The 25,098-nt window shown below is 71.0% G+C and carries 20 protein-coding genes; 11 read left to right on the top strand and 9 right to left on the bottom strand.

Going from position 1 to position 25,098, the window contains the following annotated elements; translation table 11 throughout:
* Positions 1-69: 69 nt before the first annotated feature.
* Positions 70-603: a hypothetical protein gene (locus tag ACFYPN_RS27775; RefSeq protein ID WP_358761002.1), complete on the top strand. Its 534-nt coding sequence runs from the start codon at positions 70-72 to the stop codon at positions 601-603.
* 134 nt (positions 604-737) lie between these two features.
* Here the strand turns inward: ACFYPN_RS27775 and ACFYPN_RS27770 are convergent, their stop codons facing one another.
* From ACFYPN_RS27770 to ACFYPN_RS27755, 4 genes are all read right to left on the bottom strand, one after another.
* Positions 738-2,552 (bottom strand): subtype B tannase, encoded by a 1,815-nt coding sequence (locus ACFYPN_RS27770; protein ID WP_358761003.1) that lies wholly within the window; start codon positions 2,550-2,552, stop codon positions 738-740.
* Positions 2,553-2,795: 243 nt separating this feature from the next.
* Positions 2,796-3,257 (bottom strand): NUDIX domain-containing protein, encoded by a 462-nt coding sequence (locus ACFYPN_RS27765; protein WP_358761004.1) that lies wholly within the window; start codon positions 3,255-3,257, stop codon positions 2,796-2,798.
* Positions 3,258-3,376: 119 nt separating this feature from the next.
* Complete coding sequence (locus ACFYPN_RS27760; RefSeq protein WP_389301928.1) at positions 3,377-3,964, bottom strand: gamma-glutamylcyclotransferase family protein; 588 nt, start codon at positions 3,962-3,964, stop codon at positions 3,377-3,379.
* A 1,566-nt stretch (positions 3,965-5,530) separates the two neighbouring features.
* Positions 5,531-6,487, bottom strand: a complete 957-nt coding sequence (locus ACFYPN_RS27755; protein ID WP_358761005.1) for an NmrA/HSCARG family protein — start codon at positions 6,485-6,487, stop codon at positions 5,531-5,533.
* A gap of 301 nt (positions 6,488-6,788) precedes the next feature.
* On the opposite strand from ACFYPN_RS27755, the gene ACFYPN_RS27750 reads away from it, so the two are divergent.
* From ACFYPN_RS27750 to ACFYPN_RS27735, 4 genes are all read left to right on the top strand, one after another.
* Positions 6,789-7,040 carry a helix-turn-helix domain-containing protein gene (locus ACFYPN_RS27750; protein ID WP_358761032.1) on the top strand — a complete coding sequence of 84 codons (252 nt, stop codon included), beginning with the start codon at positions 6,789-6,791 and terminating at the stop codon, positions 7,038-7,040.
* A 193-nt stretch (positions 7,041-7,233) separates the two neighbouring features.
* Complete coding sequence (locus tag ACFYPN_RS27745; RefSeq protein ID WP_358761006.1) at positions 7,234-8,046, top strand: aminotransferase class IV family protein; 813 nt, start codon at positions 7,234-7,236, stop codon at positions 8,044-8,046.
* A gap of 423 nt (positions 8,047-8,469) precedes the next feature.
* A complete protein-coding gene (locus tag ACFYPN_RS27740) occupies positions 8,470-9,039 on the top strand; it encodes a hypothetical protein (protein ID WP_358761007.1) in 570 nt (189 codons plus the stop codon).
* Between the two features lie 190 nt (positions 9,040-9,229).
* Positions 9,230-9,871 (top strand): class F sortase, encoded by a 642-nt coding sequence (locus ACFYPN_RS27735; RefSeq protein WP_358761008.1) that lies wholly within the window; start codon positions 9,230-9,232, stop codon positions 9,869-9,871.
* A 9-nt stretch (positions 9,872-9,880) separates the two neighbouring features.
* Here ACFYPN_RS27735 and ACFYPN_RS27730 read toward each other — a convergent pair whose 3' ends face one another.
* Positions 9,881-10,672 carry a TSUP family transporter gene (locus tag ACFYPN_RS27730; protein WP_358761009.1) on the bottom strand — a complete coding sequence of 264 codons (792 nt, stop codon included), beginning with the start codon at positions 10,670-10,672 and terminating at the stop codon, positions 9,881-9,883.
* 354 nt (positions 10,673-11,026) lie between these two features.
* Between ACFYPN_RS27730 and nirB the strand changes: the two genes are divergently transcribed.
* Both nirB and nirD read left to right on the top strand, forming a co-directional pair.
* Complete coding sequence (nirB, locus tag ACFYPN_RS27725) at positions 11,027-13,642, top strand: nitrite reductase large subunit NirB (protein ID WP_389301924.1); 2,616 nt, start codon at positions 11,027-11,029, stop codon at positions 13,640-13,642.
* Positions 13,642-14,010, top strand: coding sequence for a nitrite reductase small subunit NirD (gene nirD, locus ACFYPN_RS27720; protein ID WP_358761010.1), 369 nt, complete (start codon positions 13,642-13,644; stop codon positions 14,008-14,010). Before nirB ends, nirD begins: the two co-directional genes overlap by 1 nt.
* Before the next feature lie 833 nt (positions 14,011-14,843).
* Here the strand turns inward: nirD and ACFYPN_RS27715 are convergent.
* Positions 14,844-15,875, bottom strand: coding sequence for a LacI family DNA-binding transcriptional regulator (locus ACFYPN_RS27715; protein ID WP_358761011.1), 1,032 nt, complete (start codon positions 15,873-15,875; stop codon positions 14,844-14,846).
* A gap of 691 nt (positions 15,876-16,566) precedes the next feature.
* On the opposite strand from ACFYPN_RS27715, the gene ACFYPN_RS27710 reads away from it, so the two are divergent.
* Entirely contained in the window at positions 16,567-18,720 is a 2,154-nt protein-coding gene (locus ACFYPN_RS27710) for an RICIN domain-containing protein (protein WP_389301922.1), read from the top strand.
* Positions 18,721-18,840: 120 nt separating this feature from the next.
* Here ACFYPN_RS27710 and ACFYPN_RS27705 read toward each other — a convergent pair whose 3' ends face one another.
* Positions 18,841-19,467, bottom strand: coding sequence for a class I SAM-dependent methyltransferase (locus ACFYPN_RS27705; protein ID WP_389301919.1), 627 nt, complete (start codon positions 19,465-19,467; stop codon positions 18,841-18,843).
* A 582-nt stretch (positions 19,468-20,049) separates the two neighbouring features.
* On the opposite strand from ACFYPN_RS27705, the gene ACFYPN_RS27700 reads away from it, so the two are divergent.
* Positions 20,050-20,973 carry an oxidoreductase gene (locus tag ACFYPN_RS27700; RefSeq protein WP_389301916.1) on the top strand — a complete coding sequence of 308 codons (924 nt, stop codon included), beginning with the start codon at positions 20,050-20,052 and terminating at the stop codon, positions 20,971-20,973.
* 39 nt (positions 20,974-21,012) lie between these two features.
* On the opposite strand, the gene ACFYPN_RS27695 is transcribed toward ACFYPN_RS27700, so the two are convergent.
* Positions 21,013-21,423, bottom strand: a complete 411-nt coding sequence (locus tag ACFYPN_RS27695) for a VOC family protein (protein ID WP_358761015.1) — start codon at positions 21,421-21,423, stop codon at positions 21,013-21,015.
* A gap of 192 nt (positions 21,424-21,615) precedes the next feature.
* Here ACFYPN_RS27695 and ACFYPN_RS27690 point away from each other — a divergent pair, with 192 nt between their 5' ends.
* Positions 21,616-22,221, top strand: coding sequence for a TetR/AcrR family transcriptional regulator (locus tag ACFYPN_RS27690; protein WP_358761016.1), 606 nt, complete (start codon positions 21,616-21,618; stop codon positions 22,219-22,221).
* A gap of 162 nt (positions 22,222-22,383) precedes the next feature.
* Positions 22,384-23,961, top strand: a complete 1,578-nt coding sequence (locus tag ACFYPN_RS27685) for an MDR family MFS transporter (RefSeq protein ID WP_389301914.1) — start codon at positions 22,384-22,386, stop codon at positions 23,959-23,961.
* Here ACFYPN_RS27685 and ACFYPN_RS27680 read toward each other — a convergent pair.
* A complete protein-coding gene (locus tag ACFYPN_RS27680) occupies positions 23,888-24,817 on the bottom strand; it encodes a hypothetical protein (protein WP_389301910.1) in 930 nt (309 codons plus the stop codon). The two genes, ACFYPN_RS27685 and ACFYPN_RS27680, sit on opposite strands and share 74 nt — an antisense overlap.
* Positions 24,818-25,098: the final 281 nt, after the last annotated feature.

The following is a 25,098-nucleotide window of genomic DNA, read 5'->3' as shown; positions in this document are numbered from 1 at the left end:
GGAGTCGGCGCCGGAGTGATGGGCCAAGGAAGGGGAGGATCTGGAGTGGGCGGGTCATCATGGCAGTCCATGGAGCCTTCTGCCGGAGGGGTCGCGGCGGCCCTGGCCACTGTGCGACAGCGCGAGTTCGAGAGGCTCTTCACCCACGGAACCTACGGGGGCGGGTTGCACCCCCCAGGCCAGTCGTTCACCTCCGTCGATGACCTCGATGACCTCTGGGAAGACGAGAGCTTCGGCAGCGAAGGAACACACACGATCATTGACGTGTGGGAGGTGATCGATGCCGAGGCATACGACGACGACCACACCGTGCGCCCTCTGTCGGACGAGGAATCCATCGAGCTCTTCGGAACCGCAGAGCCGACCCGAGAGGACTTCGCACGAGCCGAGGAGCACTACGTCGCAGGGCGCCCCGGCTCGGACGGACTGTGGGACATGCGGCGCTGGTCGGCGTGGTGCACTCCCTTGAAGGATGCGGATGGAGCGGACACGGTGATCGCCTTGTGGGGCAGATCCGGCGACTCAGACTGTCGTCCCACGGCTCTGTTCGGTCATCAGTCCCCTGCATCGAGTGGCAGGGACGTACCGGGCGCCGCTTGCTGAAGGCGCTCGTGCAGTCCGGCCGGTCAAGCGATCAACGTCGTCCCCGGCGGCGGTTGGCCTCGTCAGCCCTGGGGTACGTCGGAGTGCCAGAGTCCCGAAGTACCCCAGGGCTGGGAAACGCGGTCGACCGGCGCTCAGTGCTGAGCGGCGCTCGCCGGGTCTCCGGCCTTGCGGACGACCTTGGCGATCCAGGCCATGGCCTCGGGCACGTCGTAGTTTCCGGCGTGTGGCTGGTTCCAAGCGAGCCGGTAGTCGACGTCGTCGACCTGCTTGTCCGCTTCGAGCGCCCGGTCGAGGTTGAGCGAGACGATGAACGAGGTGTCCCGGTCGCGGGTGCCGGCGCGGACGTACCAGTGGGCGGCGGTGTCGGCGCCGGTCCCGATGAAGTCCATCGGGTCGATCAGGTGGACCTGGTCGTCCACCGTGGTGGAGCGCTTGGCCGTGTACTGGGCCCAGGTCAGGCCGGTGTCGTCGATGCCGCTGCCGTCACCGGGCACGTCGTTCTGGTCCCAGCTGTACTCGGTGTAGTTCATGTACTTCTGGTTCGCCGGCCCGAAGAGGTTGGTCTCGGTGCCGCTGGTGGTGTTGCCGTTGACACCCACGGCGTCGAAGGCGGGGGTCGTCTTCAGGGTGGCCTGGGTGACGACGAACGCGAGGTACTTCTTCATGTCGACCGAGCGCACCCTGCGAGTGGCGGTGTCGACGTCGATCCAGTCGTTGACGTACGACTTGGTGGTCGGCGTTCCGCCGGGGAAGCCGCCGCCGGACTGGATGTCGAAGGTCGCGCCGAGCGCGGGAACGGTGTTCGCCGGATCGGCCTTCAGATAGGTCTCGGCCGAGCGCACGACCTCTTTCCTGATGGTGTCGATCATGTTGGCCGCGGTGAGCTTCGAGCCGTCCGGGTTGCGGAGTCCGAGGCTCTTCTCGTACGCGGGGAACTGGGCGGCGAGTGCGGCGGCGTCCTCGGGTGACGGGTTCTGGCCGGTGTCGGCGCGGGTGTCGAGGATGCCGTACAGCCACTCGTACGCCTTGTCGGCATTGCCCAGGTCGGTGATCGGGCAGTACGCGTTGACGGCGAAGACGTCGTCGCGCAGGGTGCTGCGACCCTTCGCGTCGATGCCGGCGGCGCCGATCCCGGCGAGGTAGGGGTCGTACTCCGCGCTGTTGCCGGAGGCGCCGAGGATGGACACCAACGCGCCGCCGCCGCTGGTGCCGTTGATGACGATCCGTTCGGCGCTGCCGGGCATGGCGGCGTCGTTGAGGCGCAGGTAGCGTACGGCCGCCTTGGCGTCGACCACCGCGGCGGGCGCCTTGCCGGGGGCCGTGCCGTCGGCGCCGAGCAGTCCGCGGCTGCGGTTGGCCACGTCGACGAAGACGTAACCGGCCTTCAGGGCGGCGCCGACGTTGCTCGTCGCGCTGTTGTACGACGCGCCGCCGGTCACACTCGCTTTGATGTAACTGGCCATCCAACCGCCGTTGTTGACCGCGAAGTAGAGGGGCGCCCGCTGGTCGTCGAAGGCGCTCTCGGGGACGAACACGTTCATGGACTGGTAGCCGCAGGCGGTGTTGGAGATCGTGGTGTTCCCGAAGCCGCCGGACTGCTGCGCCGCCGCCTCGACGGGTTTCGCGACGTAGCAGATCTCCTTGTACCAGCGCACGTTCACCGGTTGGCCGTCGACGGTGACGGTGATCGTCGCGTAAGCGGCGGAATCGAAGGCCAGGGCGGCGTCTTCCGCGTCCGCGGCGTGGGCCCGGTTCGCGGACCGGGCCGGGGCGGCCCCGCCGGTCACCGCGAAGGAGGACGGCACCGCGAGGGCCGTGAGGGCGAGCGAGCCGGCGACCGCCACGCCTCTCAGGAGGTGCCTACGGGATGCGGAGCGTCGCACCTCCCGTACGGCGGTGGGGTGTTCGGGCGCGTCGCACCTGCGGGGCGCCGAGAGCCGCTGCATGGGGTCTCCCCTCGTCGAGCGCCAAGTGCGTGGGGCACCGGGCGCTTCGTCAGAACCTCGGCCTCAGGGCCGGAGCGGGACGCACGCTACGGGATTGTTAACAATATTCCCAGCGATCTCGCCAACATTTTTGTCGGTTGAGGATTGCCTGTGAGGCACGCCGGTGTTCGGCCTGTCGGCGCCCGAACGGCCGCAGGGCCGTTCGGAGCGATGAGGCACTCCGCCCCGCGCCTCACCGCGCCTTCAGAGCGCGTCGCCGCCCTCACCCCGGATGAGTTCCCGGTGGGACTCCTGCATCGCCGTGGGGAGCGCGTCCACGTCGAACCACTCCGCTTCGAGAATTTCGAAGTCGTCGATCTTCAGGGTTCCGCCGACGAGCCGCGCCTCGTAAGCCACTTCGAGGCGGAGCCGGTAGCCGCTCTTCAGCCGCACCAGACGGCCCGGCTCGACGTCGAGCCCGGTCTCCTCCTTCACTTCGCGGACCACGGTGAGCGGGAACTCCTCGCCCTTGACGGCGAAGCCGGTCGGCAACCCCCAGGGGTGCTGCGCGGCCCACAACCGGTGCTTCAACAAAAGGACTTGACCGGCGTCGTTCCGGACGACGCCGGTGACCCCGACGTTGAACTTGGCGTGGGCGAGCCACAGGACCCGCCACTGGAGGGGACCGCGTATGAGCCGCCAGAGCTGTGCGACGAGTCGATGCATGGGGAACCTTTCACTGGCGGGTCATGGCTGCTGCCTCACCCTCAACACTTCCCCACCATGGTGGCCTCACGGCCTCACGTGACATCCCCGCCCCCACCTCCGGCGGGTGCGCGGCGGCCTCACGGAGTACTCCGCGGCGCGCCGGACCCGGGAGGGCGGTGACCGAGCCAGTCTCCGCCCGGGATGCGCGGGCCGCTCGCACCCAGGGTGCGGGAGACGGCGGATGCCGCGAGGTAGACCCAGGCACGGACGGTCCCGGCGCCCGGCACCTCGACGTCCCGGGCGACCCGTTCGTAGAGGTTGCGGGGGTCGTCGGGCCCCAGGTACGTCTCCAACCCGTCCAGGGCGGCGAGCAGTCCGTCGTACTCCTGGGGTGTGGCGGTGATCAGCGCCCCCCGCACCGTGCCGTCCCCGTCGGTGACGAACGGGTACCCGGGACCGTCGTAGAGCGCCCCGCCGTGCAGCAGTGCCGGCTGCTCCCGGACGTCGAGGCCCCGGACGAACCGGTCATGGTTGTGCTCGCCGGGCCGCAGGGTCCCGGAGACGAAGAAGGGCAGCGGCCCCTCGTCACGGACCGCCCCCGAGCCGGGTATCGGCTCGGGTACGGGACCGGGCGGCTTCCCGGCGCCCCGGGCCCGGGCCCGCGCCTTCTCCTCGTCGGTGGTCGTGGTCTGCACGGTCAGCCATGCGGCGGGTGGCGTCGCCATGGTCGGCTCTCCTTGGGGGCGCTGGGTCCGGGGCACGGGGGCAGGGGCGCGGCTGCCCCGGTGGGCCGGTGGGCCGGTGGGCCGGTGGGCCGGTGGGCCGGTGGGCCGGTGGGCCGGTACCGATTGTGGGTCCCTGCCACCCCTGCTGCCGCCCGGACGCAGGGGAGGCCGCACGAGAGGGCAGGGGTCCGCGGGACACAGGACACGAGGCGGGAGGTGGAGGCGGGAGGTGGAGGCGGGAGGCGGGAGGTGGAGGCGGGAGGTGGCAGGTGGCAGGTTTTTCGCGGTGACCGATCCAACGAATAGCGCCGCATATTCGTTTCCGCACCCAGGAGCCGCCATCACTTTTTAGCCATGATCACATTTAACACATCACCACTTCCACCCTATTTCACAGAAAAAGAATTACATCGGCAATCCGTTGCGCATTACCTAAATACTACTTTTACGCCACTCGTTGGCGTGGTTACCGAAATGAAAGATCAGGGAATATTCACTGTGGGCACGGAAAGCGAAGAACCACCCCGACGGTTCGACTTCTGACCGCTCGCCGAAAGGTGGAGGTCTGTTCGCTCTCCCTTCCCACCGAGCCGACCCGCCCCACCCGGACGGGTCGGCGCCCACCGGATGCACCACGTGCAGGTGCGAAAAGCGTCAGGAGACGGCATGGCCGCGACGCCCACGTCCACGCCCACACCTATCCCCGCCCCCACCCCCACCTCCACCTCCACCTCCACCTCCACCGACACGGACACACGGTCACCCGCGCAGGACGTCGGCTCCCAGGCCCAGGCCGTCGACGACGCCGGTCCGACCTGCGACCCGCTTCCGCACGGCGGTGAGCAGGGCCCACCCGGACCGCAGGGCCCACCCGGACCGCAGGGGCCGCCCGGACCGGACGGCCGCGCCGGCTGCACGGGTCCGATGGGGCCGGTCGGGCCCGTGGGTGCGACAGGTCCCACGGGCCCGGAGGGACCGGCCGGTCCGGAAGGTCCCGCCGGCCCGGAGGGACCGGCCGGCGCGCAGGGCTTGCGCGGCATCGAGGGTCCTGCGGGCCCCGAGGGCGCGAGCGGGCCGCCCGGTCCCGAAGGAGCCGTCGGAGCGAAGGGCTCCGAGGGCCGGCCGGGACGGGACGGCAGGGACGGGAAATCCGGAGCGCCCGGCCTCTCCGGGGCCGATGGCCGGGAGGGTCCGGCCGGACCGCGGGGGCCGCAGGGCTCTCGGGGCGACGCGGGCCCCGAGGGGCTGGTAGGACCCCGGGGCCCTCGCGGCACGAAGGGCGATCCCGGGGACCCGCCGAGCCGGGAGTACCTGCGCCAGCTCATCCGCGAGGCTCTCGCGGAGGTCGGTTTCTGCATCCCCGTCTGACACACGTCCACGGGGCGGGCGCGTGACGCCCGCCCCGGCCGCGATCCCACCCCGCTCGCGGGCCCACCCGCCGACCGTCCCATGACGGCGCCGCGCGGCAACGTGCGCCGCCGGCCCGGAGAACGCCGATGCCTTCCGGGGGCTGCGCCGCGGCGATGGATGCAGTGCCGCGACCGGCAAGCCCTGCCGGTCGCGGCACTACCCGCCGAAGGAAATTCGCTCGCCGCGCCAGTCGGTCCTACGGAGAAACTGCTCCCAGCTCAGCGCGGCGGGATCGACGCGTCGGCTCCACTCCATGTCGCGGTGCTTTCCGAAGTATCCGAATTCCGCTGCGTACTCGGCCATGCCGAGGATCTCGTCGACCAGCAGAGGGTTCTCTCCCAGCTCGGGAAAGTAGGTCAGCAGGCCTTCTCTGGAGCAGGCGTTGCGGTACTCGGCCTTCAGCCCGGTGACGCGGGAGAACGCATCGACCATCTCGCCCGGGGAGATGACGTCACCGACGACCGGCAGGGAGGCTCCGACGTAGGCGCCCGGGTCGGAGAACACCTCGAGGACGGCCGGTCCGGTCGCGGTGAGCGGATCCACGAACGGGGCACGGAAGTCTTCGGGGAGGTAGAAGGGCATGAGCACCGTGTCGCCATCGATGCGGGGGGCGTAGTACTCCAGCGCATTGGTGTAGAAGAACGAGAGCATGACGAAGGTGTGCGGGATCGGCAGAGTTCGAATGTGTTCGGCGATGAGCGCCTTATCGGTGAAGTGCGGGGCATATTTGGTGCCCGACGACCTCTTCTGGACGTTCTCGAGCGCGCTGAAGACGAGGTGCCCCACACCGGCCTCGACCGCCGCATCGGCGAGCTGACGTCCGAGGGAGAACTCGACGGTGGAGGGCGGCACGACGGGCGGCGTCATGAGGAAGGCCCCGTCAGCCGACTCAAACGCCTGCACGAACTCGCCCTGATGGCCCGGTTCCAGGGGAACCGTGACCATCTGTGCGCCCCTTCTCGCAAGGCTCCGGGCTTGGGCGGAGTCGGCCGTTCTGGTCAGGGCACGCACCCGGAACCTCCCGCTCGCGAGCAGGGAGGCGACGACACTCCTGCCCTGCTTGCTGGTCGCACCCGCGACGACGATCAACGGCTTGGCGGCATCGGACATCATGCATTCCCTCTCCGTGGGCCCGATGCTCGCGGGGGCAGCCGGCAGCAGCGCCGACCACACCGCCACCGGGCGTGAACAGGGAAAATCATATCGACACATCGCGATGCGTCAATGTGTGGTGGAGAGGGTGAGCGGTCTCACTACGTCACATCGAGATACGATGGTGCGTCGACTGCGACGGAGTCGATGTGAGAGGGAGGAGGCCGTGGTGACGTCACACGCAACGGGCCCGGGGAACGGCAGCCCTCTGGACGCGGTCGAGGCGTTGAAGGCTCTGGCGAACCCCGGACGGTTGCAGATCATGAACTGGCTGCGGGACCCGCACGGCGAGTTCTCCCAGTGGGAGCCGATCGCCGATCGGGACGAGGTCGGGGTGTGCGTCAGCCACCTGCAGGCCAAGTCGGGGTTGGCGCAGTCAACGGTCTCGTCGTACATGGCAACGCTGGAGCGGGCGGGCCTCGTACGGTCCACGCGCATCGGCAAGTGGATCCACTACAAGCGCGACGAGGACATGATGTCCCGGCTCGCGGAGGCGCTCCGCGGTACGGAGTGACGTATCGCGAGCTCCCCGGCGCCCCCGAGCCCCGGGGCTCGGGGGCGTCTCCCTCTTTCGTTCCTCGGCGGACCGCATGGTCCACGGCACGGAGGGGGGCGGCGGGACCGGGACGAACGCGGACGCGGATACGGAGGACGCCGGAGAGACGGCGGGTCCGGTCGCCTCCGGGACACGACTTACCGTGGACTTCATGATCCCTCCCTCGCCCGTCCCGTACGTCGAGTTCGACGGTCACCCCGCCACCCCGGACGACCTGCGGATTCCCGCCTTCTCCGGCTACGGCCACTTCACGGCCTTCCAGGTCACGGACGGCCGCGTGCGGGGCTGGGACCTCCATCTGAACCGGCTGCGCGCCGCGAACCAGGAGCTGTTCGGCCTCGACCTGGAGGCGGACCTGCTCCACCGGCTGGTGGGCCGGGCGCTGGCGGGAGCGGGCGTACGGGACGCCTCGGTGCGGGTGCACGGCTACCTGCCACCGGGGGCAACGAAGACCGTACTGATGGTGACGGTCGCACCGCCCGCCGTGCCGGCGACGCGGCCGGTGAGCCTCCTGTCGGTGTCGTACGCCCGCGACCTGCCGCACATAAAGCGGCCCGGTGACTTCAGCCAGACCTACTACGGCAGGCTGGCCGTGCGTTCGGGGTACGACCAGGCGCTGCTGACCGCTCCCGGCGGGGTGGTCACCGAAGGGTCGATCACCAATGTCGGCTTCTGGGACGGCGATCGCGTGGTCTGGCCGGACGCACCCGCGCTGATCGGGATCACCATGGCGCTGCTGGAGGAGGGACTCGCCCTCACCGGAGCCCCTTCGGCCCGGCGACCGGTGACCCTGGACGGACTCGGGGCCTTCCGGGCCGCGTTCGTCACCAACTCCCGGGGCATCACCCCCGTCCACCGGATCGATGACCGGACCTACCCCGTGGACGCCGGAGTGATGGAGCTGCTGGAGAGGGTGTACGGGGACGCCCCGGCGGACCCGGTCCAGGAGCGGCACCAGCACTGAACGGACCCACGGAGGCCCGGGTACGCATGACAACGCCCCCATCGGGCCCGGGGGGGGGTGGGGCCGGTGAGGGCGGTTGCCAGGGGGTGGCGGGGGGGTGCCACCCCGAGGGGGGATGTCTAGCGTGTGCCCGACCCCGGCAGGAGCATGCATGTGACCTGTGTCACATCCGGGTTCTGAGTGTCACTCGTTCGGCACCGGGCCACACGCCATGGGCCAGAAGGTGCGCCAGGACCGTCATGAACTGCGTCGATCACAGACAGCAAGGGGGCCGCGCCGGTCCGTACGGGTGATTTCTGAGGGCGTGTCAGCAGGCATGGGGGGCGGGCCGCCCGTTACCTCGGAGGCAGGACCCGTCCCGCTCCGGCCCGTCCGGCCCGGGGCGCTCCCGCTCTGCTCGCGCACGTACCCGGAGGACCTCCCATGCTCCGTCCCCTCAGCTCCACGACCGGTACCGCCGTCGCCCTCGCCGCGACCGCGACATTCGGCCTCGCCCTGCTCGCCCCGTCCGCGTACGCGGACAACGCCGAACGGGACCGGCGCCGGCTGGAGCTCACCCCGTCCACCGCCGTTCCGGGTGCCAAGGTCACCGTGAACACCACCGCCTGCGGCAAGAACGGTTCGGGCATAGGCGACGCGAACTCTCTGGACGCGGGGGACTTCGAGCTCTACCCCGGCCCCGGCAAGGACATCGTGGTCGGGCACTTCACCGTCCCGCGCGAGACCCGCCCCGGCACCTACGACATCGCCGTGGCCTGCGACAACGGCAAGGACGCCCGGGGTCAGCTGCTGGTGACCGGCGGTTCCGGCGGCCACGAACAGGACCAGGGTCAGGGCCGGGACCAGCAGCCCTGGGGCCACGTCCAGACCGGCGTGGGCGGCAGCGTCGGGCCCGACCACACCCGGATCGCCGCGGGCTTCGGTGTGCTCGGCGCGGCCGGCGCCGGCGCGCTGTGGACGGCCCGCCGACGCCGGGCGGCCGGCTCCCACTGACCCACCGGACCGGCCGTGTCCGACCATGCGCGTCGGACACCGCCCGCCCGGCGGGAAGGGTCGACACGGCCTACGGGCGGGGCGCGGCCCTTCCGGGGCTCTCGCCCCGCCCTCGCTCCCGCCCCGCCCCCGCAAGCCCCCGTAGCCCTCCGTGGGCGCCCCGCAGCCTCGTGACGAGAAGGACGGCACCGTGTCCCAGACGGCTCACAAGAGCAAGGCCTGGCTGATCGGCGTCGCCGTACTGGCCGGTGTCTGGCTGATCCAGAACGGCGCGGACACCCAGGTGGTGCCACCGCAGCCGTCCACGGCCGAGGGGTTCGCCGCCGGGCCGCAGCTCCAGCCGGGGTCACCCGTCGCCGAGCCGCTGGCCCCGTCCGCGCCGGTCCGGGTCCGTATTCCCGAGATCGACGTGGACGCGCCGATGACCCGGCTCGGCCTCCGCCCGGACGGCAGCCTGGACGTGCCGCCGGAGAAGGACCGCAACCTCGCCGGCTGGTACGGCGACGGCACCCGGCCGGGCGCCCGGGGCACCGCGATCGTGGCCGGGCACGTGGACAACTCCAAGGGCCCGGCGGTCTTCTACGGCCTGGGTGCGCTCAAGCGCGGCGACCGGGTGGAGGTCGAGCGGCAGGACGAGCGCACCGCAGTCTTCTCGATCGACGCGATCGAGGTGTACGAGAACGACGACTTCCCCAGCACGCGGGTCTACGGGAAGGCGCCCTACGCCGCGCTGCGGCTGATCACCTGCGGCGGCGGCTTCTCGAAAAACACCGGCTACCAGGGCAACGTGGTCGTCTACGCCCACCTCACGGACGTACGGGAAGCCACCTGAGCTCGGCTCTCAGCCCGTGAACTGGTCGAAGCCCAGCTTGGCGACGAGCGAGAAGACCACGACCAGCAGCACGCCCCGGACGAACCCGCTGCCCCGGCTGAGCGCCATCCGCGCCCCGGCCAGTCCGCCCGCCAGGTTGAACACCGCCATCAGCGCGGCGAGCTGCCAGAGGACGGTGCCCTGTACGGCGAACATCACGAGCGCCCCGGCGTTGGTGCAGACGTTCACGATCTTGGCGGTGGCCGAGGCGGTCACCAGGTCGAGGTGGAGCACGGCCGTCAGCGCCAGCACCAGGAACGTGCCGGTGCCCGGTCCGAAGAGCCCGTCGTAGAGGCCGATGCCGCCGCCGACCAGCACGATCGCGGTGACGGTACGGGCCCGGGTCACCCGCCGGTCCGCCCCGTCGACGACGGTCTCCGTGCCGAACGAGGGCCGCAGCAGGACGAAGGCGGCGACGGCGAGCAGCACCACCATGATCACCGGCCGGAGCACCGCGCTGCTGATCCCGGCCGCGAAGAACGCCCCGGTCATCGACCCGGCGAGCGCCATCAGTCCGATGCGTACCGCCGTGCCGACCTGCACCGGCGCCCGGCGTGCGTAGGCCACGGCCGCGCCGCTCGTCCCGACGATCGCGACGGCCTTGTTGGTGCCGAGCACCTGCGCCGCCGGGAGATGCGGAAGCCCCAGCAGCAGGGCGGGCAGGAGCAGCAGCCCGCCGCCGCCCACCACCGCGTCGATCCAGCCCGCCGCGCAGGCGGCCAGGCAGAGCAGGACGACGGTGGTCAGCGTGATGTCGGGCATGCACAGGACATTAAGCGACGGCTCCGGACGCCTCGCGGCCGCCCCGAGCCGCACGGTTCCACGCCGGGCGACTCCCCGTCCGCTCCGGATCGGCTCAGGATCGGCCCCCGCACTGCTCCCGTACTGCCCCCGATCGGCGACCGGGTGCGCCCTCACACCGGCCGCCGGCCCGTGCTGAGCGCAAGGTTCCTCCCGGGAAACAGCCGGGATGCGGTCGGGTAACACCGACCGCCCATCGTCTGTGACATGACGACGAGCGGCCGGTGAGACCCGACCGCATCCGGCAGGGCGCCCGACCGCTCCCCGCCGGTGCGTCCCCGCTCCACCCGCTCACCGACGACGGAGGCTTCTGAGATGCCGGTGTCCCCTTTCCCGACTTCCCCGACTTCCGCGACCTCCGCGATCGTCCCCGCCACCACCCCCGCGCACACGATCGTCGTGGTGGGGCACGGCATGGTCGGCCAGCGGTTCCTGGAGGCGCTCGCCGAGCGCGGTCTGACCCCGGCCGCCGGCGGGCCGCGGGTGGTCGTGCTCTGCGAGGAGCCCCGCCCCGCCTACGACCGGGTCCACCTGACCTCGTACTTCTCCGGCACCTCGCCGGAGGAGCTCTCCATGGTCGAGGCCGGTTTCATGGAGACCCACGGCATCGAGCTGTACGTCGGGGACCCGGCCGAGACCGTCGACCGCGAGGGCCGCACGGTCACCTCGCGGTCCGGGCGCACCTTCGGGTACGACACGCTGGTGCTGGCCACCGGCTCCTTCCCGTTCGTCCCGCCGGTGCCCGGCAAGGACGCGGAGGGTTGCTTCGTCTACCGCACCATCGAGGACCTGCTCGCCATCGAGGAGTACGCGAAGAACGCGACGACCGGCGCGGTGGTCGGTGGCGGACTGCTCGGCCTGGAGGCGGCCGGCGCGCTCAAGGGGCTCGGGCTGGAGACGCACGTGGTCGAGTTCGCGCCGCGGCTGATGCCGGTCCAGGTGGACGAGGGCGGCGGCGCGGCGCTGCTCCGCACCATCGAGTCCATGGGGCTGAGCATCCACACGGGCGTCGGCACCCAGGAGGTCACCACCGGCGAGGACGGTGCCGTCAACGGCATGGCGCTCTCGGACGGTTCGGCTCTCGCCACCGATCTGGTGGTCTTCTCGGCGGGCGTCCGCCCCCGCGACCAGCTGGCCCGCGACTGCGGTCTGGAGGTCGGTCCGCGCGGCGGGATCGTGGTGGACGAGGAGTGCCGCACCTCCGACCCGGCGGTGTTCGCCATCGGCGAGTGCGCGCTGGCCTCGGACGGCCGGGTGTACGGGCTGGTGGCGCCGGGTTACGAGATGGCGGTGACCACCGCCGGGGTGATCGCGGGCCAGGAGGCGTCGTTCACCGGGGCCGACCTGTCGACCAAGCTGAAGCTGCTCGGTGTCGACGTGGCCTCGTTCGGGGACGCGCACGGCGCGACCGAGGGCTGCCTCGACGTGGTGTACGCGGACTCCCGCTCGGGGGTCTACAAGAAGCTGGTGATCGGCGCGGACGGCACCCTGCTCGGCGGGGTCCTCGTCGGCGACGCCGACCAGTACGGGATGCTGCGGCCGATGACCGGCACGGTGCTGCCGGTGTCACCGGAGCAGCTGGTGCTGCCGGCCGGTGCGGGCACCCCGGTCGTGCTGGGCCCGTCCTCGCTGCCGGACGAGGCCGTGATCTGCTCCTGCCACAACGTGACCAAGGGCGCGATCTGCGAGCACACCACGCTGACCGAGGTGAAGAAGTGCACCAAGGCCGGTACGGGATGCGGGAGTTGCGTCAAGGTCATCGGGCAGCTGCTGCCGCAGAGCCTGGACGACGGACTGTGCGGCTGCTTCGCCCACACCCGCAGCGAGCTGTACGAGATCGTGCGCACCCTGGGCATCACCACCTTCGCCGAGCTGCTCGACTCGCACGGTCGCGAGGAGGCGCGCGGTGGTGACGGCTGCGAGGTCTGCAAGCCCACGGTCGGTTCGGTCATCGCCTCGCTGGCCCCGACGGTCGGCGCGAGCGGGTACGTACTGGACGGCGAGCAGGCGGCGCTCCAGGACACCAACGACCACTTCCTCGCCAACCTCCAGAAGAACGGCTCGTACTCGATCGTGCCGCGCATCCCGGGCGGCGAGATCACCCCGGAGAAGCTGATCGTGATCGGCGAGGTGGCCCGTGACTTCGGGCTCTACACCAAGATCACCGGCGGCCAGCGGATCGACCTCTTCGGCGCCCGGGTCGATCAGCTCCCGCTGATCTGGACCCGGCTGGTGGACGCCGGGTTCGAGTCGGGCCACGCGTACGGGAAGTCGCTGCGGACGGTCAAGTCCTGTGTGGGGCAGACCTGGTGCCGGTACGGCGTGCAGGACTCGGTACGGATGGCGATCGACCTGGAGCTGCGCTACCGCGGCCTGCGCTCCCCGCACAAGCTGAAGTCGGCGGTCTCCGGGTGTGCCCGCGAGTGCGCGGAGGCCCGGGGCAAGGACTTCGGGATCATCGCGACCGCCGGCGGCTGGAACCTCTACGTGGGCGGCAACGGCGGCGCCACCCCGCGCCACGCGGACCTGCTCGCGCAGGACCTGTCCGACGCCGAACTGGTGCGTCTCATCGACCGGTTCCTGATGTTCTACATCCGCACCGCGGACCGGCTGGAGCGCACCTCGGCCTGGCTGGACCGGATCGAGGGCGGCCTCGACCACGTGCGGGACGTGGTGGTCCACGACTCGCTCGGGCTCTGCGACGAGCTGGAGCGGATGATGGCGGACCACGTGAAGGGCTACCGCGACGAGTGGGCCGAGACCATCAACGACCCGGAGCGGCTGCGCCGCTTCGTGACCTTCGTGAACGCGCCCGACGCACCGGACCCCTCGGTGCGGTTCGTGCCCGAGCGCGACCAGGTCAAGCCCGACCTCGACATCCTCGCGGGCCCGGTGCTCGCGATCCGCACCCTGGAAGGGACCGCATCCTGATGACCGCTGTGACGACGGCCGAAGCTCCCCTCGCGAACCTCTCGACGGTGGTGCAACTCGCCTACCGAGGTAGTTGGTTCCCTCTCTGCGACCGCTCCCTGCTGGCCCCCGGGCGCGGGGTGGCGGCCCTGCTTCCGGACGGGCGCCAGGTGGCGGTCTTCGTGGACCGGTCGGGACGGGCGTACGCGATCGACAACCGGGACCCGTTCACGGGGGCGTACGTCCTCTCGCGCGGGCTGCTCGGATCGGCCGGCGGGCGGCCGTTCGTGGCCTCGCCGTTGCTGAAGCAGCGGTTCGACCTCGCGACGGGTGCCTGCCTGGACGACGACGAGGTGACGGTGGAGACGTTCGAGCTCCGGGAGGCGTAGGTGGTGTCCGGCGGATAGAGGTCGGGCAGGGCGCGGCGTTCGGCGCGGTGCGTCGCAAGGCGCTGGAACGTCCTCATCGCGGATCGATTCGGACGTTTCGGCAACGCCGCGAGGCGCCGTGCCGGGCGTCGCGACCCCGGCCATGATCCGCCGGACACCACCTGAGTGGTGTCCGGCAATTCCACCACGAATCGCTGGACAGCCCTTAGCCACGGCAGCCACGTGGACGCTCTCCCTGTGCACGGGCAAGAGCCGGTGACGCGCGCCTTCTTGTTCCGGGCACGGGTAAGTCTCTGCGCCTCCCCGAGCAGCTACCTGTGGCTGTGCACCCTGCGTCGTTCCACTGCCGAGCGATTCGCCCGACAATTCAAAAGCGCTGCCCAAGCACTCGCCATGTGGGGTTTGGTTGCGTCCAACACGGCGCGGTCCCCACTGAGCGGAAGACCGCCACGCCCCGTACCGCCTCGGTGCTGGACGGGCGGGGCATGCTGGTGAAGGCCAGGCAGGGGGGAGGCTTTGCGTTCGCAGCGGCGGCGGAGTCGTCGGCAGCCGGCGAACCAGGACATGGTGCGTTCGATGGTCCAGCGGTGCGTACCGAGCCGCTGTGAGGTCTCGACATCCTCGGGGGCGATGGGGTGCCGGCTTCCGCGTCGGGACAGCCATTGCCGCGGGTGGCGGTAGCCGTATCCCTCGTCGGCAGGGGCCGGGCACGCGCATCCCCGGCCTCTCGCACGTATCCGGCTCGTGATGACGTGGTGTCCGGGAAACCCCAGGTGCGCGGGGTGACCACCCACCGTTGCGCCGGCGCCCCCGTCGCGGCACTGGCGCGGGTGTCACGTCCCGGCGCAGGGGGCCGTACTCGCGCGCACCACGAGTTGCGGCTCGACCGACGCGGGGACGATCGTGCCGGCCGGGTCATTGATGTGCTGCAGCACATGGGCCACGGCGAGTTCGCCGGTCTGGGCGAACGGCTGGGCGACCGTGGTCAGCGGCGGGGTGCAGTAGGCAGCCAGGTCGATGTCGTCGACGCTGACCAGGGAGACGTCCTCGGGCACGCGCCGTCCGAGTTCGGTCAGTGCTCTGATCACGCCGAAGGCCATCTCGTCGCTGGCCACGAAGACCGCGGTCACCTCCGGGATCCGGCCGAGCAGGAGCCCGTTGCGGTAACCGGAAGCCGGTGACCAATCCCCCTCCAGTTGCGGCGGCACGGGCCGGCCGGCCTCTTCGAGGGTGGCGCGCCATCCGTCGCGCCGGCGGGCGGCCTCCAGCCAGTGCTCGGGCCCGGCGACGTGCCAGACGGTCTTGTGCCCGAGGTCGAGCAGGTGCTCGGTCGCTTTGCGGGCCGCGAGTGCCTGGTCGACCCCGACGATATCGGATGCGTCGGTGCGGGGTCCGTCGACCGCGACCGTCGGTGTGGTCCGGGTGAACTGCTCGATGCGCGCGCTGGTGTGGATCAGCGGCACGGCGAGGATGACGCCCTCGACGCCCTGGTCGGCCAAGCGCGACAGCGCGGCCTCGATGGAGGAGGTGTCCAAGGAGGCGGCGGCCGCCGTGCTCACCTCGTATCCGGCGGCCCGCGCGGCGTTCTCGATGCCGCCGGTGAGGGCCGCCCGCGAGTAGAACGTGGTCTGCAGGGTCACCACGCCCAGGGTGCGGCTGCGCCCGGACGAGAGCATGCGGGCCGCGTTGTTGCGCCGGTAGCCGAGCTTCTCCACCGCGGCCAGCACCCGTTCCCGAGTGTGCGGCTGCACGCCGACGCGCCCGGAGAGGACCCGCGAGACCGTCTGCGCGGACACCCCGGCGACCCGTGCCACGTCCAGCATGCCCGGTGGGCGGTCATCGCTCTTGCTGTGCGGCTTCGCCATGGCTTCCCTCTTTCCGCTCTCCGACGACGTCATGATATCGCTGCCACTATCGCGTGCTCCTCCGAGGCAGAGCAGCGATAGCTGGCGGGGGCAGGGCTGTTGGCATCGTTAACATTCTCTGCCATAGTTCCGGCCATCGAAGACGCACCACGTCCTTGTGACGGGCGGCGTCCCCTCGTCGCGCTGCTCCCTCGAATCGTTCCTCTCCCGGTCTGCCGCAGCACTTTGGAGGAGTCATGCGCCACCCCCAGCGGGAATGGTCAGACGCGGCCCAGGCGCTCGGGGTGTGCGCTCCGCCGTCGCCCTGGTGCTCGCCGTCGCCGGGCGCGGTGGGCCGCTCGCGAAGAGCACGGGCGCTTCGCGGGCGTAAGCGCGGACCGGCGGATGGTGAACGGCGCGATCGAGTACCGCCCTTGGGCGAGCAGATCGCTCCACGCGACCGGCCGGACCTCGGTGAACCGCAGGTGTACATCGAACCCTTCGGCTGAGCCCCAGAGCCCGACACCCCAGACCGTGAGCCCGACACCCCAGACCGGGAGCCCGGCACCCCCAGAGCCCGACACCCCCGTACACCGGCACCCCCGACAGCAAGGAGAACGCCTTGTCAGCCTCTCGCAGAAGTAGCGGAAGTACCGGAAGTACCGCGCGTCGCACCAGAGTTGCCGGAGCGCTCGCCGCGGCGGCCATAGCCGTGGCCGGCACCGTGCTGAACGTCCCGGCCGCCTCGGCCGCCGACCCCACCCATACGGTGACCGTCGGCGCCGAGGGCAACTGGACCCACCCGGACGACACCCCGGCCTACCCGTACATCGACAAGGACGGGACGTTCTACTACCAGCAGGCCCATTCGCTGTACGGCGCGAGTGACAGCCGGGCATGGACCTTCTACACGGGCACCGACTTCGACACCGCCACCCGCTCGGCCGCGGTCAGCGACTCCGGAACCAACGCGGACACCACCACGCTGTGCAACAACAGTCCCACCGGCACCGGTGCGACCTTCCCGCCCAGCGGCTCCGGCTACACGCAGCGCAACTTCTGCGATCTGGCGGGCGTGTGGGTCGACCCCGACAGCGGGAACTGGTACGGCTTGGTGCACAACGAGTTCACCCCGCAACCCTTCGGTGACAGCAGCCACTTCGACGCCATCGACTACGCCGTCTCCACCGACCAGGGACGGCACTGGACCATCAAGGGCCACGCCCTCACCTCCCCGTACAGCACCGCACGTGGCGACACCGCGGCCTTCCCGCAGCAGACGTACTCCTACGGCGACGGCGACCAGCGCCTCTACGTCGACGCTGCCTCGGGCTACTTCTACGTCTTCTACGGCTCCCGCCTCATCGACAAGAACGGCGGCTGGAAGGCGTTCTACTCCCACGTGGCCCGCGCGCCGCTGTCCGGCAAGATGGCGTCCGGCACCTGGCAGAAGTGGTACGGCGGCTCCTGGTCCCAGCCGGGCGTCGGCGGGAAGGAGAGCAACACGGTCCCGGTGACCGCGACCGACACCACCGGATACACACCCACCGCCAAGGAGTACGACCCGGCCAACACCGGCAGCGTGGACCAGCAGGTCGCCGCGGGCAAGACCCCGCCCACCTCGCCGCTGTTCGTCATGGACATCACCTACAACGCCTACCTGGGCCTCTACATCGGCGAGCCGCAGGCGGTCGACCAGTCCGGCAACGCGCCGCAGCAGTTGTACGCCACCGACAACCTGGCCACCCAGAAGTGGCGCTTGATCGGCGACACCGGCAGCTACCACACCGCCTCCTGGTACCGCTGGTTCCTCGACAGCACCAGCAAGACCGGCTCCGCGATAGTCGGCAAGAGCTTCCGGTCCTACTGCTCCTTCGGCTGCGCGGGCGGCGCCTCCGGCGCGTACGTCAACCTGACGATCAACTCCACCGCCCCGGCCGCCGCACCCTTCGATCCGGCCAAGACCTATCGCGTCACCGGCGGCGGCGGCCGGGTCCTGGCACAGGTGTCGTCCACTTCCTCCGCCACCACCTCGACCGCCACCGCCACCGGGACGGGGCTGGACGCCTGGACCTTCACCGGCCTCGGCGACGGCTCCTACCGCATCGCCAACGCCGCCACCGGACAACTCCTCGGGGTCCCCACCACCCCCGCGACGGGACGAGCCTGGGGCAGCGCGCCCACCGTCACCGCACCCGGCACTGCCGGCCCCACCGTCGGCCAGCAGTGGTTCGTCGTCCCCACCACCTCCTCGGCCAACGGCGCCGCCACGGGCTCGTACCGACTGGTGAACCGCTACAGCGGTCTGGTCATCGGCCTCTCCGGCGTCAGCGGCAGGCTCGCCGAGACCACCCCCGTGCGCGCCTGGACCGACACCGGCGGCAGCACGGTCGGCGGCGGACGCGGCGCCGCCGAGCAGACGCTGACCGTCACGGCGGTCGGCACCTCATCCGCCGGGCTGAACGGCAACCACACCCTCACCACCGGCGGGCTGGTGCTGGACAACCCCGGTCACAGCACCACCCCCGGCACCCAGCTCATCACCTACACCGCCAACGGCGGCGCCAACCAGACCTGGACCTTCACCCGGCAGAGCGACGGCTCCTACGAACTGCGCAACGCGGAGTCCGGACTCTGCGCCGACGTCTCCGACGGCTCCACCGTCGCCGGCGCCAAGGTCGTCCAGTGGACCTGCACAGGTGGGACCAACCAGCACTGGGCCTTCACCCGTCAGTCCGACGGCACCTACTCCGTCGCCTCCGTCAAGAGCAACCTGACGCTGACCTCGGCGTCCACGGCCCCCGGCGCCCTGCTCACCCAGCAGACCGACACCGGTTCGACCCTCCAACGGTGGATGGTCGGCTGAGCCCCACCCCGTAGAGGAACGCCGCCGCCGGCCGGGCCCGAAGACCGGCCGGCGGCAGCCCCGGCCGGCGTGCCCGTGACACCACCGGGCGACAGGTGGGAGGTGACGGCCGTGTCGGACTCACATGGCTGGGCGGGAATGCACGCTGACGGCATAGCCGCAGCCCGGCCGGTACGGAGCACCGCTCCATGTGGCGTAGCGGTGCTCCAGGAGGAGTCCGGCCTGGCTGCACCAGCCGTCGAAGTCCGAGAGGGTCAACGGCGCCTCCGGCAGCGGCAGGTGGGCCGCGTCCAGTCCCATGCCCGTGACCAGCAAGCCGCCGGGGCGCAGCGCGGTGGCCAACTGCCGGACGACGGCTGCTTCGGTGCCCGGGGCCAGCAGGGGGATGACGTTTCCGGCGGCGAGGGCCAGGTCGAAATCCGGCTCCAGGCCGAGGGTGTCCAGACGGGTCAGGTCCCCGAGGAGCCACTCCTGCGTGGGGGCCTCGCGCCGGGCTACGGCGAGCATCGAGGCGTCGACGTCCACGCCCGTGCAGTGGTGGCCCAGTTCGGCGAGCCGGATCGCGATCCGACCGGTGCCGCAACCCGCGTCGAGTACGCGGGCTCCCGGGTTCAACAGGGTGGCGCAGAAGGCGGCCTCGCCGTGGACGTCGTGGCCGGATTCGGCAAGCCTCGCGAAACGCCGGGCGTACTCCTCGCCGGCCTGTCCGCCGGTCAGGTCCGCCCAGCGGTCGTGTTGCCCAGTCATGTTCGACGCGCCTTCCGATCAGCCTCCTCCCGCCGGGGTGAGGCAGGTGTGTGCGGAGATTTTCGCAGGTGCTGCGGGTGCGGACCGACGGGCACACCGGTCCGCCGGTAGCGGACGGTGACTTTACCCATGCGGGACAGGAGCGTGCCCGCTCTTGCCGACCGCCGGCGGATGCGAGTGCCTCGTCGACGAGATCGAACGGAACAGCCTGGAACACGAGTCCTGGCGGACCCGAGAACCACTACAGGGGCTGCACCCGTATCACCAGCCGAAACACCGAACTTTGCGCCGCCGATCGAATTTCAACCGAACAGCGTTGCGCCTAAGGGCTGTCCCGCACTGCGTGGTGGATCAGTGCGCGGCGTCGGATGCGGTGCATCGCAAGGCGGAGGGGCGTCCGCATACTGGATGTATGGGGACGTTCCGACAACGCGGCGAGGTGCCGTAGCTCTCGTCGCGCACCCGCCAGGAAGTGCGGGACAGCCCTTAGGCGTACGACCCGCCTGCCCACGACGGCCCGGCCTCTCCGGCCCGCGGATGCCGGGCCGTACGGCCGTGGCCGGCGGTCGTACCCTGGGGCCCATGATCCAGGGCTGGAACACGCACGACATCCCCGACCAGAGCGGCCGCACGGCTGTGGTCACCGGGGCCAACAGCGGCCTCGGCCTCGTCACGGCGAGAGAGTTGGCCCGGCGCGGCGCCCGGGTGCTGCTCGCCTGCCGCGACGAGGAGCGCGGGGAGGGCGCGGCGGACCGCATCCGACGGGCGGTGCCCCGGGCGGACGTGGCGTTCGTACCGCTGGACCTGGCCGACCTCGCCTCCGTACGGGAGTTCGCGGCCTCGCACGCCCCGGACCGGATCGACCTGCTCGTCAACAACGCGGGCGTGATGGCGCTGCCGTACGGACGAACCGCCGACGGCTTCGAAACGCAGTTCGGCGTCAACCACCTGGGGCACTACGCCCTCACCGGCCTGCTGCTGCCCGCCCTGCGCGCGGCCGGGAAGGCGCGGGTGGTGACCGTGTCGAGCATGCTGCACCGGCTCGCCGACATCGACATGGGCGACCTCAACAGCGAGCACGACTACCGGCGTTGGATCGCCTACGCCGCGTCGAAGACCGCCAACCTGCTCTTCGTCCACGAGTTCGCGCGACTGCTGGCGCGGACCGGTTCGCCGATCGTGGCAGCCGCCGCACACCCGGGCTACGCCTCCACCAACCTGGCGACGACCGGGCCCCGACTGGAACAACGCCGGGGCAGGGAGCGGGTGATGGGGTTCGGCAACCTGCTGTTCGCCCAGACCGCGACGGCCGGGGCGCTGCCCGTGCTGTACGCGGCGACGGCGCCGGGCGTGCGCCCCGACTCGTTCACCGGCCCGGGGCGACTGGGGGTGCGCGGTGCACCCGCCCCGTCCTGGCGGGCGCGGCGGACCCGCGACGACGTGGCGGGCGAGCGGCTCTGGTCGGCCTCCCAGCAGCTCACCGGGGTGACGTACCCGGGGTTGTGAAAGCGTGCGGCGGACGCCTCCACAGCCCCCGGGGAGGCGTCAGGAGCGTGTCGCGACGGCGGCCGGGTCCATCCACATGACCTCCCAGACGTGGTGGTCGGGGTCCTGGAAGGAGCGGCCGTACATGGTGCCGTAGTCCTGGGTGGCGCCGGCCGGGAAGCCTCCGGCGGCCAGCGCCGCGTCGACGGTCTCGTCCACCTCGGCGCGGCTCTCCGCGCTCAGACAGAGCATGACCTCCGTCGTCTTCTCCGCGTCCGCGATCTCCTTGGTGGCGAAGTCCTTGAAGCGCGGTTCGGTGAGCAGCATGGCGTAGATCGTGTCGCTGATGACGACGCAGGCGGCGTGTTCGTCGGTGAAGCCGGGGTTGCAGTGGTAGCCGAGCTTCTCGAAGAATGCCTTGCTGACGGCGAGGTCCTTCACCGGCAGGTTCACGAAGATCATCTTTTCCATGGTGGTCCCACTCCTCCGTTTCGCCGCCGCCGGGATTCCGGCCGCGGTCGGCGCTGCGGCCATCCTGGGCCGCTCCCGCGCGCTTTCGAAGGGGTAGACGGCTGGCACGCCGGGAACTCATCGCCCGGAGCAAGGATCTCCTCGAAAATATGAACTTTGCAGACTGTGCACTTTTGCATAGCATGCACCTTCGTGACCTCCTCTCCCCCGGCGCCCGGCCTGCGCGAGCGCAAGAAGCGCGCGACCCGTGAAGCACTGGCCGACACGGCCCTGCGCATGGCGGCCGAGCAGGGCCTCGACCAGGTGACGGTGGAAGCGGTCACCGCGGCCGTCGGGGTCTCGGTGCGCACCTTCTTCAACTACTTCGCCCACTTGGACGACGCCATCCTCGTCCCGGACCCGGACAGCGCGGTACGGACCCGTACCGCGGTCCTCACCGCACCCGCGGACCTCGGCCCGCTCCCGGTGCTGCGCCAGGTCCTCGGGGAGGAACTGGCCCACATCGAGGACGCGCCGGAGCGGTGGGAACTCCAGTGCACCGTGCTGGACCGCACCCCGGCGCTCTTCCCCCGCTTCCTCGCGGCGCGCGGCGCGGACGAGGAGGCACTGATCGCGGCGGTGGCCGAACGCCTCGGCCAGGACGCCAGAACCGACCTGCGCCCCCGGCTGCTCGTGCACGCCGCGGTCGCCACCGTCCGGGCCGCCGTGGAGATCTGGACCGCCACCGGACGGTCCCGCGCCTTCCTGACCCTCTACGACGAAGCGTTCGACGAACTCGCCGCCGGTCTCGGCGACTGAGGAGCACGCCGACCGTCGCACGCCCCACCGGTCCGCCCGGGGCCGGCCCCGCCGCTGCTCCCCCGGGAGCCGGCCGCACCCCTCACGAACGTGCCGCACCAGCAAGAACCCGCCGCACCGTCAGAACACGCCGCACCATCAGAAACAAGAGGTCGCCAGTCGATGTCCGCTGCCGTGACGCCCGAACCCCGGTCGTCCTCCTCCATGAACCACCGCCAGATAATCCAGGCCATGTCCGGGCTCATGGCCGGGATGTTCGTGGCCATCCTCGCCTCGACGGTCGTCGCCAACGCGCTCCCGCGCATCATCACCGACCTGCACGGCAGCCAGTCCTCGTACACGTGGGTGGTCACCTCCGAGCTACTGGCGATGACGGCGACCGTGCCCGTCTGGGGCAAGCTCTCCGACCTCTACGACAAGAAGCTGCTGCTCCAGCTCTCCCTGTCGATGTTCGTCGTCGGTTCGCTCGTGGCGGGCTTCTCCCACAGCGTCACCGTGCTCATCATCAGCCGGGTGCTCCAGGGCATCGGCGCCGGTGGCCTCACCGCGCTCGCCCAGGTCGTGATGGCTTCGATCATCCCGCCGCGTGAACTCGGCAAGTTCTCCGGCATCTTCGGTGCCGTCTTCGCGGTCGGCACCGTCGCGGGGCCGCTGATCGGCGGCGTGCTCGTCGACACCTCGTGGCTCGGCTGGCGCTGGTGCTTCTTCATCGGCGTACCGTTCGCGCTGCTCGCGATCTTCCTGTTGCAGAAGACGCTCAAGCTTCCCGTCGTCCGCCGCGAGGCGAAGATCGACTACCTCGGCGCCTTCCTCATCATGGCCGGGGTCAGTGCCCTCCTGCTCTGGGTCACCCTCGGCGGCTCCGAGTTCGACTGGGTCTCCGGTCCGTCCGCCGCGCTCGTCCTCGGTGGCGCCGTCCTGATCGCGCTCGCCGTCCTGGTCGAGTCGAAGGTCCAGGAACCGATGATCCCGCTGAGCATCTTCCGCAACCGGACGGTGTCCCTGACCACCGTGGCGAGCTTCCTCGTCGGTGTGGCCATGTTCGGCGGCACGGTCTTCCTCTCGCAGTACTTCCAGATCTCGCTGGGCAAGTCCCCCACCATGGCGGGCCTGATGAGCCTGCCGATGATCCTCGGCCTGATGGTCTCGACGACCGTCGCGGGCCAGCTCATCAGCAGGCGCGGCAAGTGGAAGGCGTTCCTGGTCGCCGGCGGCATCATCATGACCGCCGGCATGTGCCTGCTCTCCACGATCGGCGCCGGTACGTCCTTCTGGGTCATCGCGCCCTACATGGCCGTGCTGGGTATCGGCGTCGGCATGCTGATGCAGAACCTGGTCCTCGCGGCCCAGAACGACGTGCCCGCGACCGAGCTGGGCTCGGCGACCTCGACGCTCTCCTTCTTCCGCAGCCTCGGCGGTGCCGTCGGCACCAGCGCCCTCGGCGCGGTGCTCAGCCACCGGGTCGCCTCCGAGCTGGAGAAGGGCTTCGGCAAGTCCGCCTCCGCGGGCGGTGACGGGGCCATCCCCGACCTCACGACCCTGCCGGAGCAGGCCCGCGAGATCGTGGAGAACGCCTACGGCGTGGCTACCGGCTCCGTCTTCCTCGTGGGCGCGCCCTTCGCGCTCTTCGCGCTGATCGCGGTGCTCTTCATCAAGGAGAAGCCGCTCAAGACCAAGAGCGGTCTGGAGCGCCTCGCCGAGGAGGGCGAGCAGCAACCGCCCGCCGTGCCGGCGCACTGACGTCCAGAGATGTCGTGTACGGCCGGGGGCCGGTGTCGCCGAGACCGTTCGGCGGCACCGGCCCCCGGCCGTGTCCTGGCCGCCGATTTTTCGGCGGCACCGGACCTTCCGCGTCACCCGCTATGGCTGCTTCGCTCCGGCCTCTCTGTGCGACGGCCCGTGTCACGGCTTCCCGTGCGTCGGCGTCCCGTGCGCGGGCTTTGCCGAACTGGGTGACGTGGAGCATGGCGCCGGCGCCGTTGTTGAGCGGCAGCACCGAGTGGGTGAGCTTGAAGAAGCGGTCGTCGTTCTCGTAGAGCACCAGCCCCGCCTGCTGGGCGTTGGTGGTGGGCGCGAAGTGGAGCCTGGTCTCCACCGTGTAGTCGCCCGTGGGTGCGGGGCGAAGCAGGACCGGGGCGGTGTTGTCGCCGAGGTACAGCTCGGTGGTGGGGGTGGGCCAGGAGAGCGCGCCGTTCACCGTGGTGGTGCCGGCGGCGGGTCCGCGTACCCAGCTCCAGGCGGAGCCGGCCGTGGTGCCGGGGAGGACCGTGGTGTCGAACTCGTCGCTGTACGCGGGGAGCAGGGCTCCGGGCCGGGTGACGGGGGCCCTCGTGGTGACGGGGGTGTGGAGCGCGGTGGCGCCGACGTCGTCGGCCTCGGCTCCCGCCCCCTTGGCGGCCGTGCCGACTGCGCCGGCATGGACGGCGGCGGTGGGCAGGGTGCGGGTCTGCTCGGCCACCGCGTCGCGGAGCCGGTCGCCGGTGACCTCCACGGTGAGCCGGGTGGACCGGATCTCGGCGGAGACGGTGTGCCAGGTCTCCCAGGAGAACCCGGTGGACAGGGCGCTGAGCTGTTCGCCCTGGTCGACGCCCTTCACCCGGACTTCGGTGACCAGCGCGGCCTTCAGGGCTGTCCCGCCAGACGGCCACCCGGTTGTCCGCGTCGGTGTGGGCGAGGGTGAGCCCCGCCGCGCCGCCGTCGGCGGTCCCCCGGAGGTCGGCCTCGGCGCGGACGGCGGCAGGGGCGGTGCCGGTGGAGACCAGGTAGCGGGCGCGGTGGAGCCGGTCGCGGGGGCGTACCGGACAAAGCCGTGGCCGTCGGTCTCGGTCGCGGTGGTCCAGCCGGCCGGGGTCGCGCCCTGGGTGCGCCGCGCCTGTC

Origin of the sequence: Streptomyces sp. NPDC005576, from assembly GCF_042871745.1 — a bacterium.
Taxonomy (GTDB): Bacteria; Actinomycetota; Actinomycetes; order Streptomycetales; family Streptomycetaceae; genus Streptomyces.
The sequence above is the reverse complement of the archived record's forward strand: the minus strand, read 5'-3'. Positions and strand labels throughout refer to the sequence as shown.

Excerpts from the sequence above, each read along its gene's own strand:
- ACFYPN_RS27775 (WP_358761002.1), top strand. The coding sequence starts at position 70 with ATGGAGCCTTCTGCCGGAGGGGTCGCGGCGGCCCTGGCCACTGTGCGA.
- ACFYPN_RS27770 (WP_358761003.1), bottom strand. The coding sequence starts at position 2,552 with ATGCAGCGGCTCTCGGCGCCCCGCAGGTGCGACGCGCCCGAACACCCC.
- ACFYPN_RS27765 (WP_358761004.1), bottom strand. The coding sequence starts at position 3,257 with ATGCATCGACTCGTCGCACAGCTCTGGCGGCTCATACGCGGTCCCCTC.
- ACFYPN_RS27760 (WP_389301928.1), bottom strand. The coding sequence starts at position 3,964 with ATGGCGACGCCACCCGCCGCATGGCTGACCGTGCAGACCACGACCACC.
- ACFYPN_RS27755 (WP_358761005.1), bottom strand. The coding sequence starts at position 6,487 with ATGATGTCCGATGCCGCCAAGCCGTTGATCGTCGTCGCGGGTGCGACC.
- ACFYPN_RS27750 (WP_358761032.1), top strand. The coding sequence starts at position 6,789 with ATGAACTGGCTGCGGGACCCGCACGGCGAGTTCTCCCAGTGGGAGCCG.
- ACFYPN_RS27745 (WP_358761006.1), top strand. The coding sequence starts at position 7,234 with ATGATCCCTCCCTCGCCCGTCCCGTACGTCGAGTTCGACGGTCACCCC.
- ACFYPN_RS27740 (WP_358761007.1), top strand. The coding sequence starts at position 8,470 with ATGCTCCGTCCCCTCAGCTCCACGACCGGTACCGCCGTCGCCCTCGCC.
- ACFYPN_RS27730 (WP_358761009.1), bottom strand. The coding sequence starts at position 10,672 with ATGCCCGACATCACGCTGACCACCGTCGTCCTGCTCTGCCTGGCCGCC.
- nirB (WP_389301924.1), top strand. The coding sequence starts at position 11,027 with ATGCCGGTGTCCCCTTTCCCGACTTCCCCGACTTCCGCGACCTCCGCG.
- nirD (WP_358761010.1), top strand. The coding sequence starts at position 13,642 with ATGACCGCTGTGACGACGGCCGAAGCTCCCCTCGCGAACCTCTCGACG.
- ACFYPN_RS27715 (WP_358761011.1), bottom strand. The coding sequence starts at position 15,875 with ATGGCGAAGCCGCACAGCAAGAGCGATGACCGCCCACCGGGCATGCTG.
- ACFYPN_RS27705 (WP_389301919.1), bottom strand. The coding sequence starts at position 19,467 with ATGACTGGGCAACACGACCGCTGGGCGGACCTGACCGGCGGACAGGCC.
- ACFYPN_RS27700 (WP_389301916.1), top strand. The coding sequence starts at position 20,050 with ATGATCCAGGGCTGGAACACGCACGACATCCCCGACCAGAGCGGCCGC.
- ACFYPN_RS27695 (WP_358761015.1), bottom strand. The coding sequence starts at position 21,423 with ATGGAAAAGATGATCTTCGTGAACCTGCCGGTGAAGGACCTCGCCGTC.
- ACFYPN_RS27685 (WP_389301914.1), top strand. The coding sequence starts at position 22,384 with ATGTCCGCTGCCGTGACGCCCGAACCCCGGTCGTCCTCCTCCATGAAC.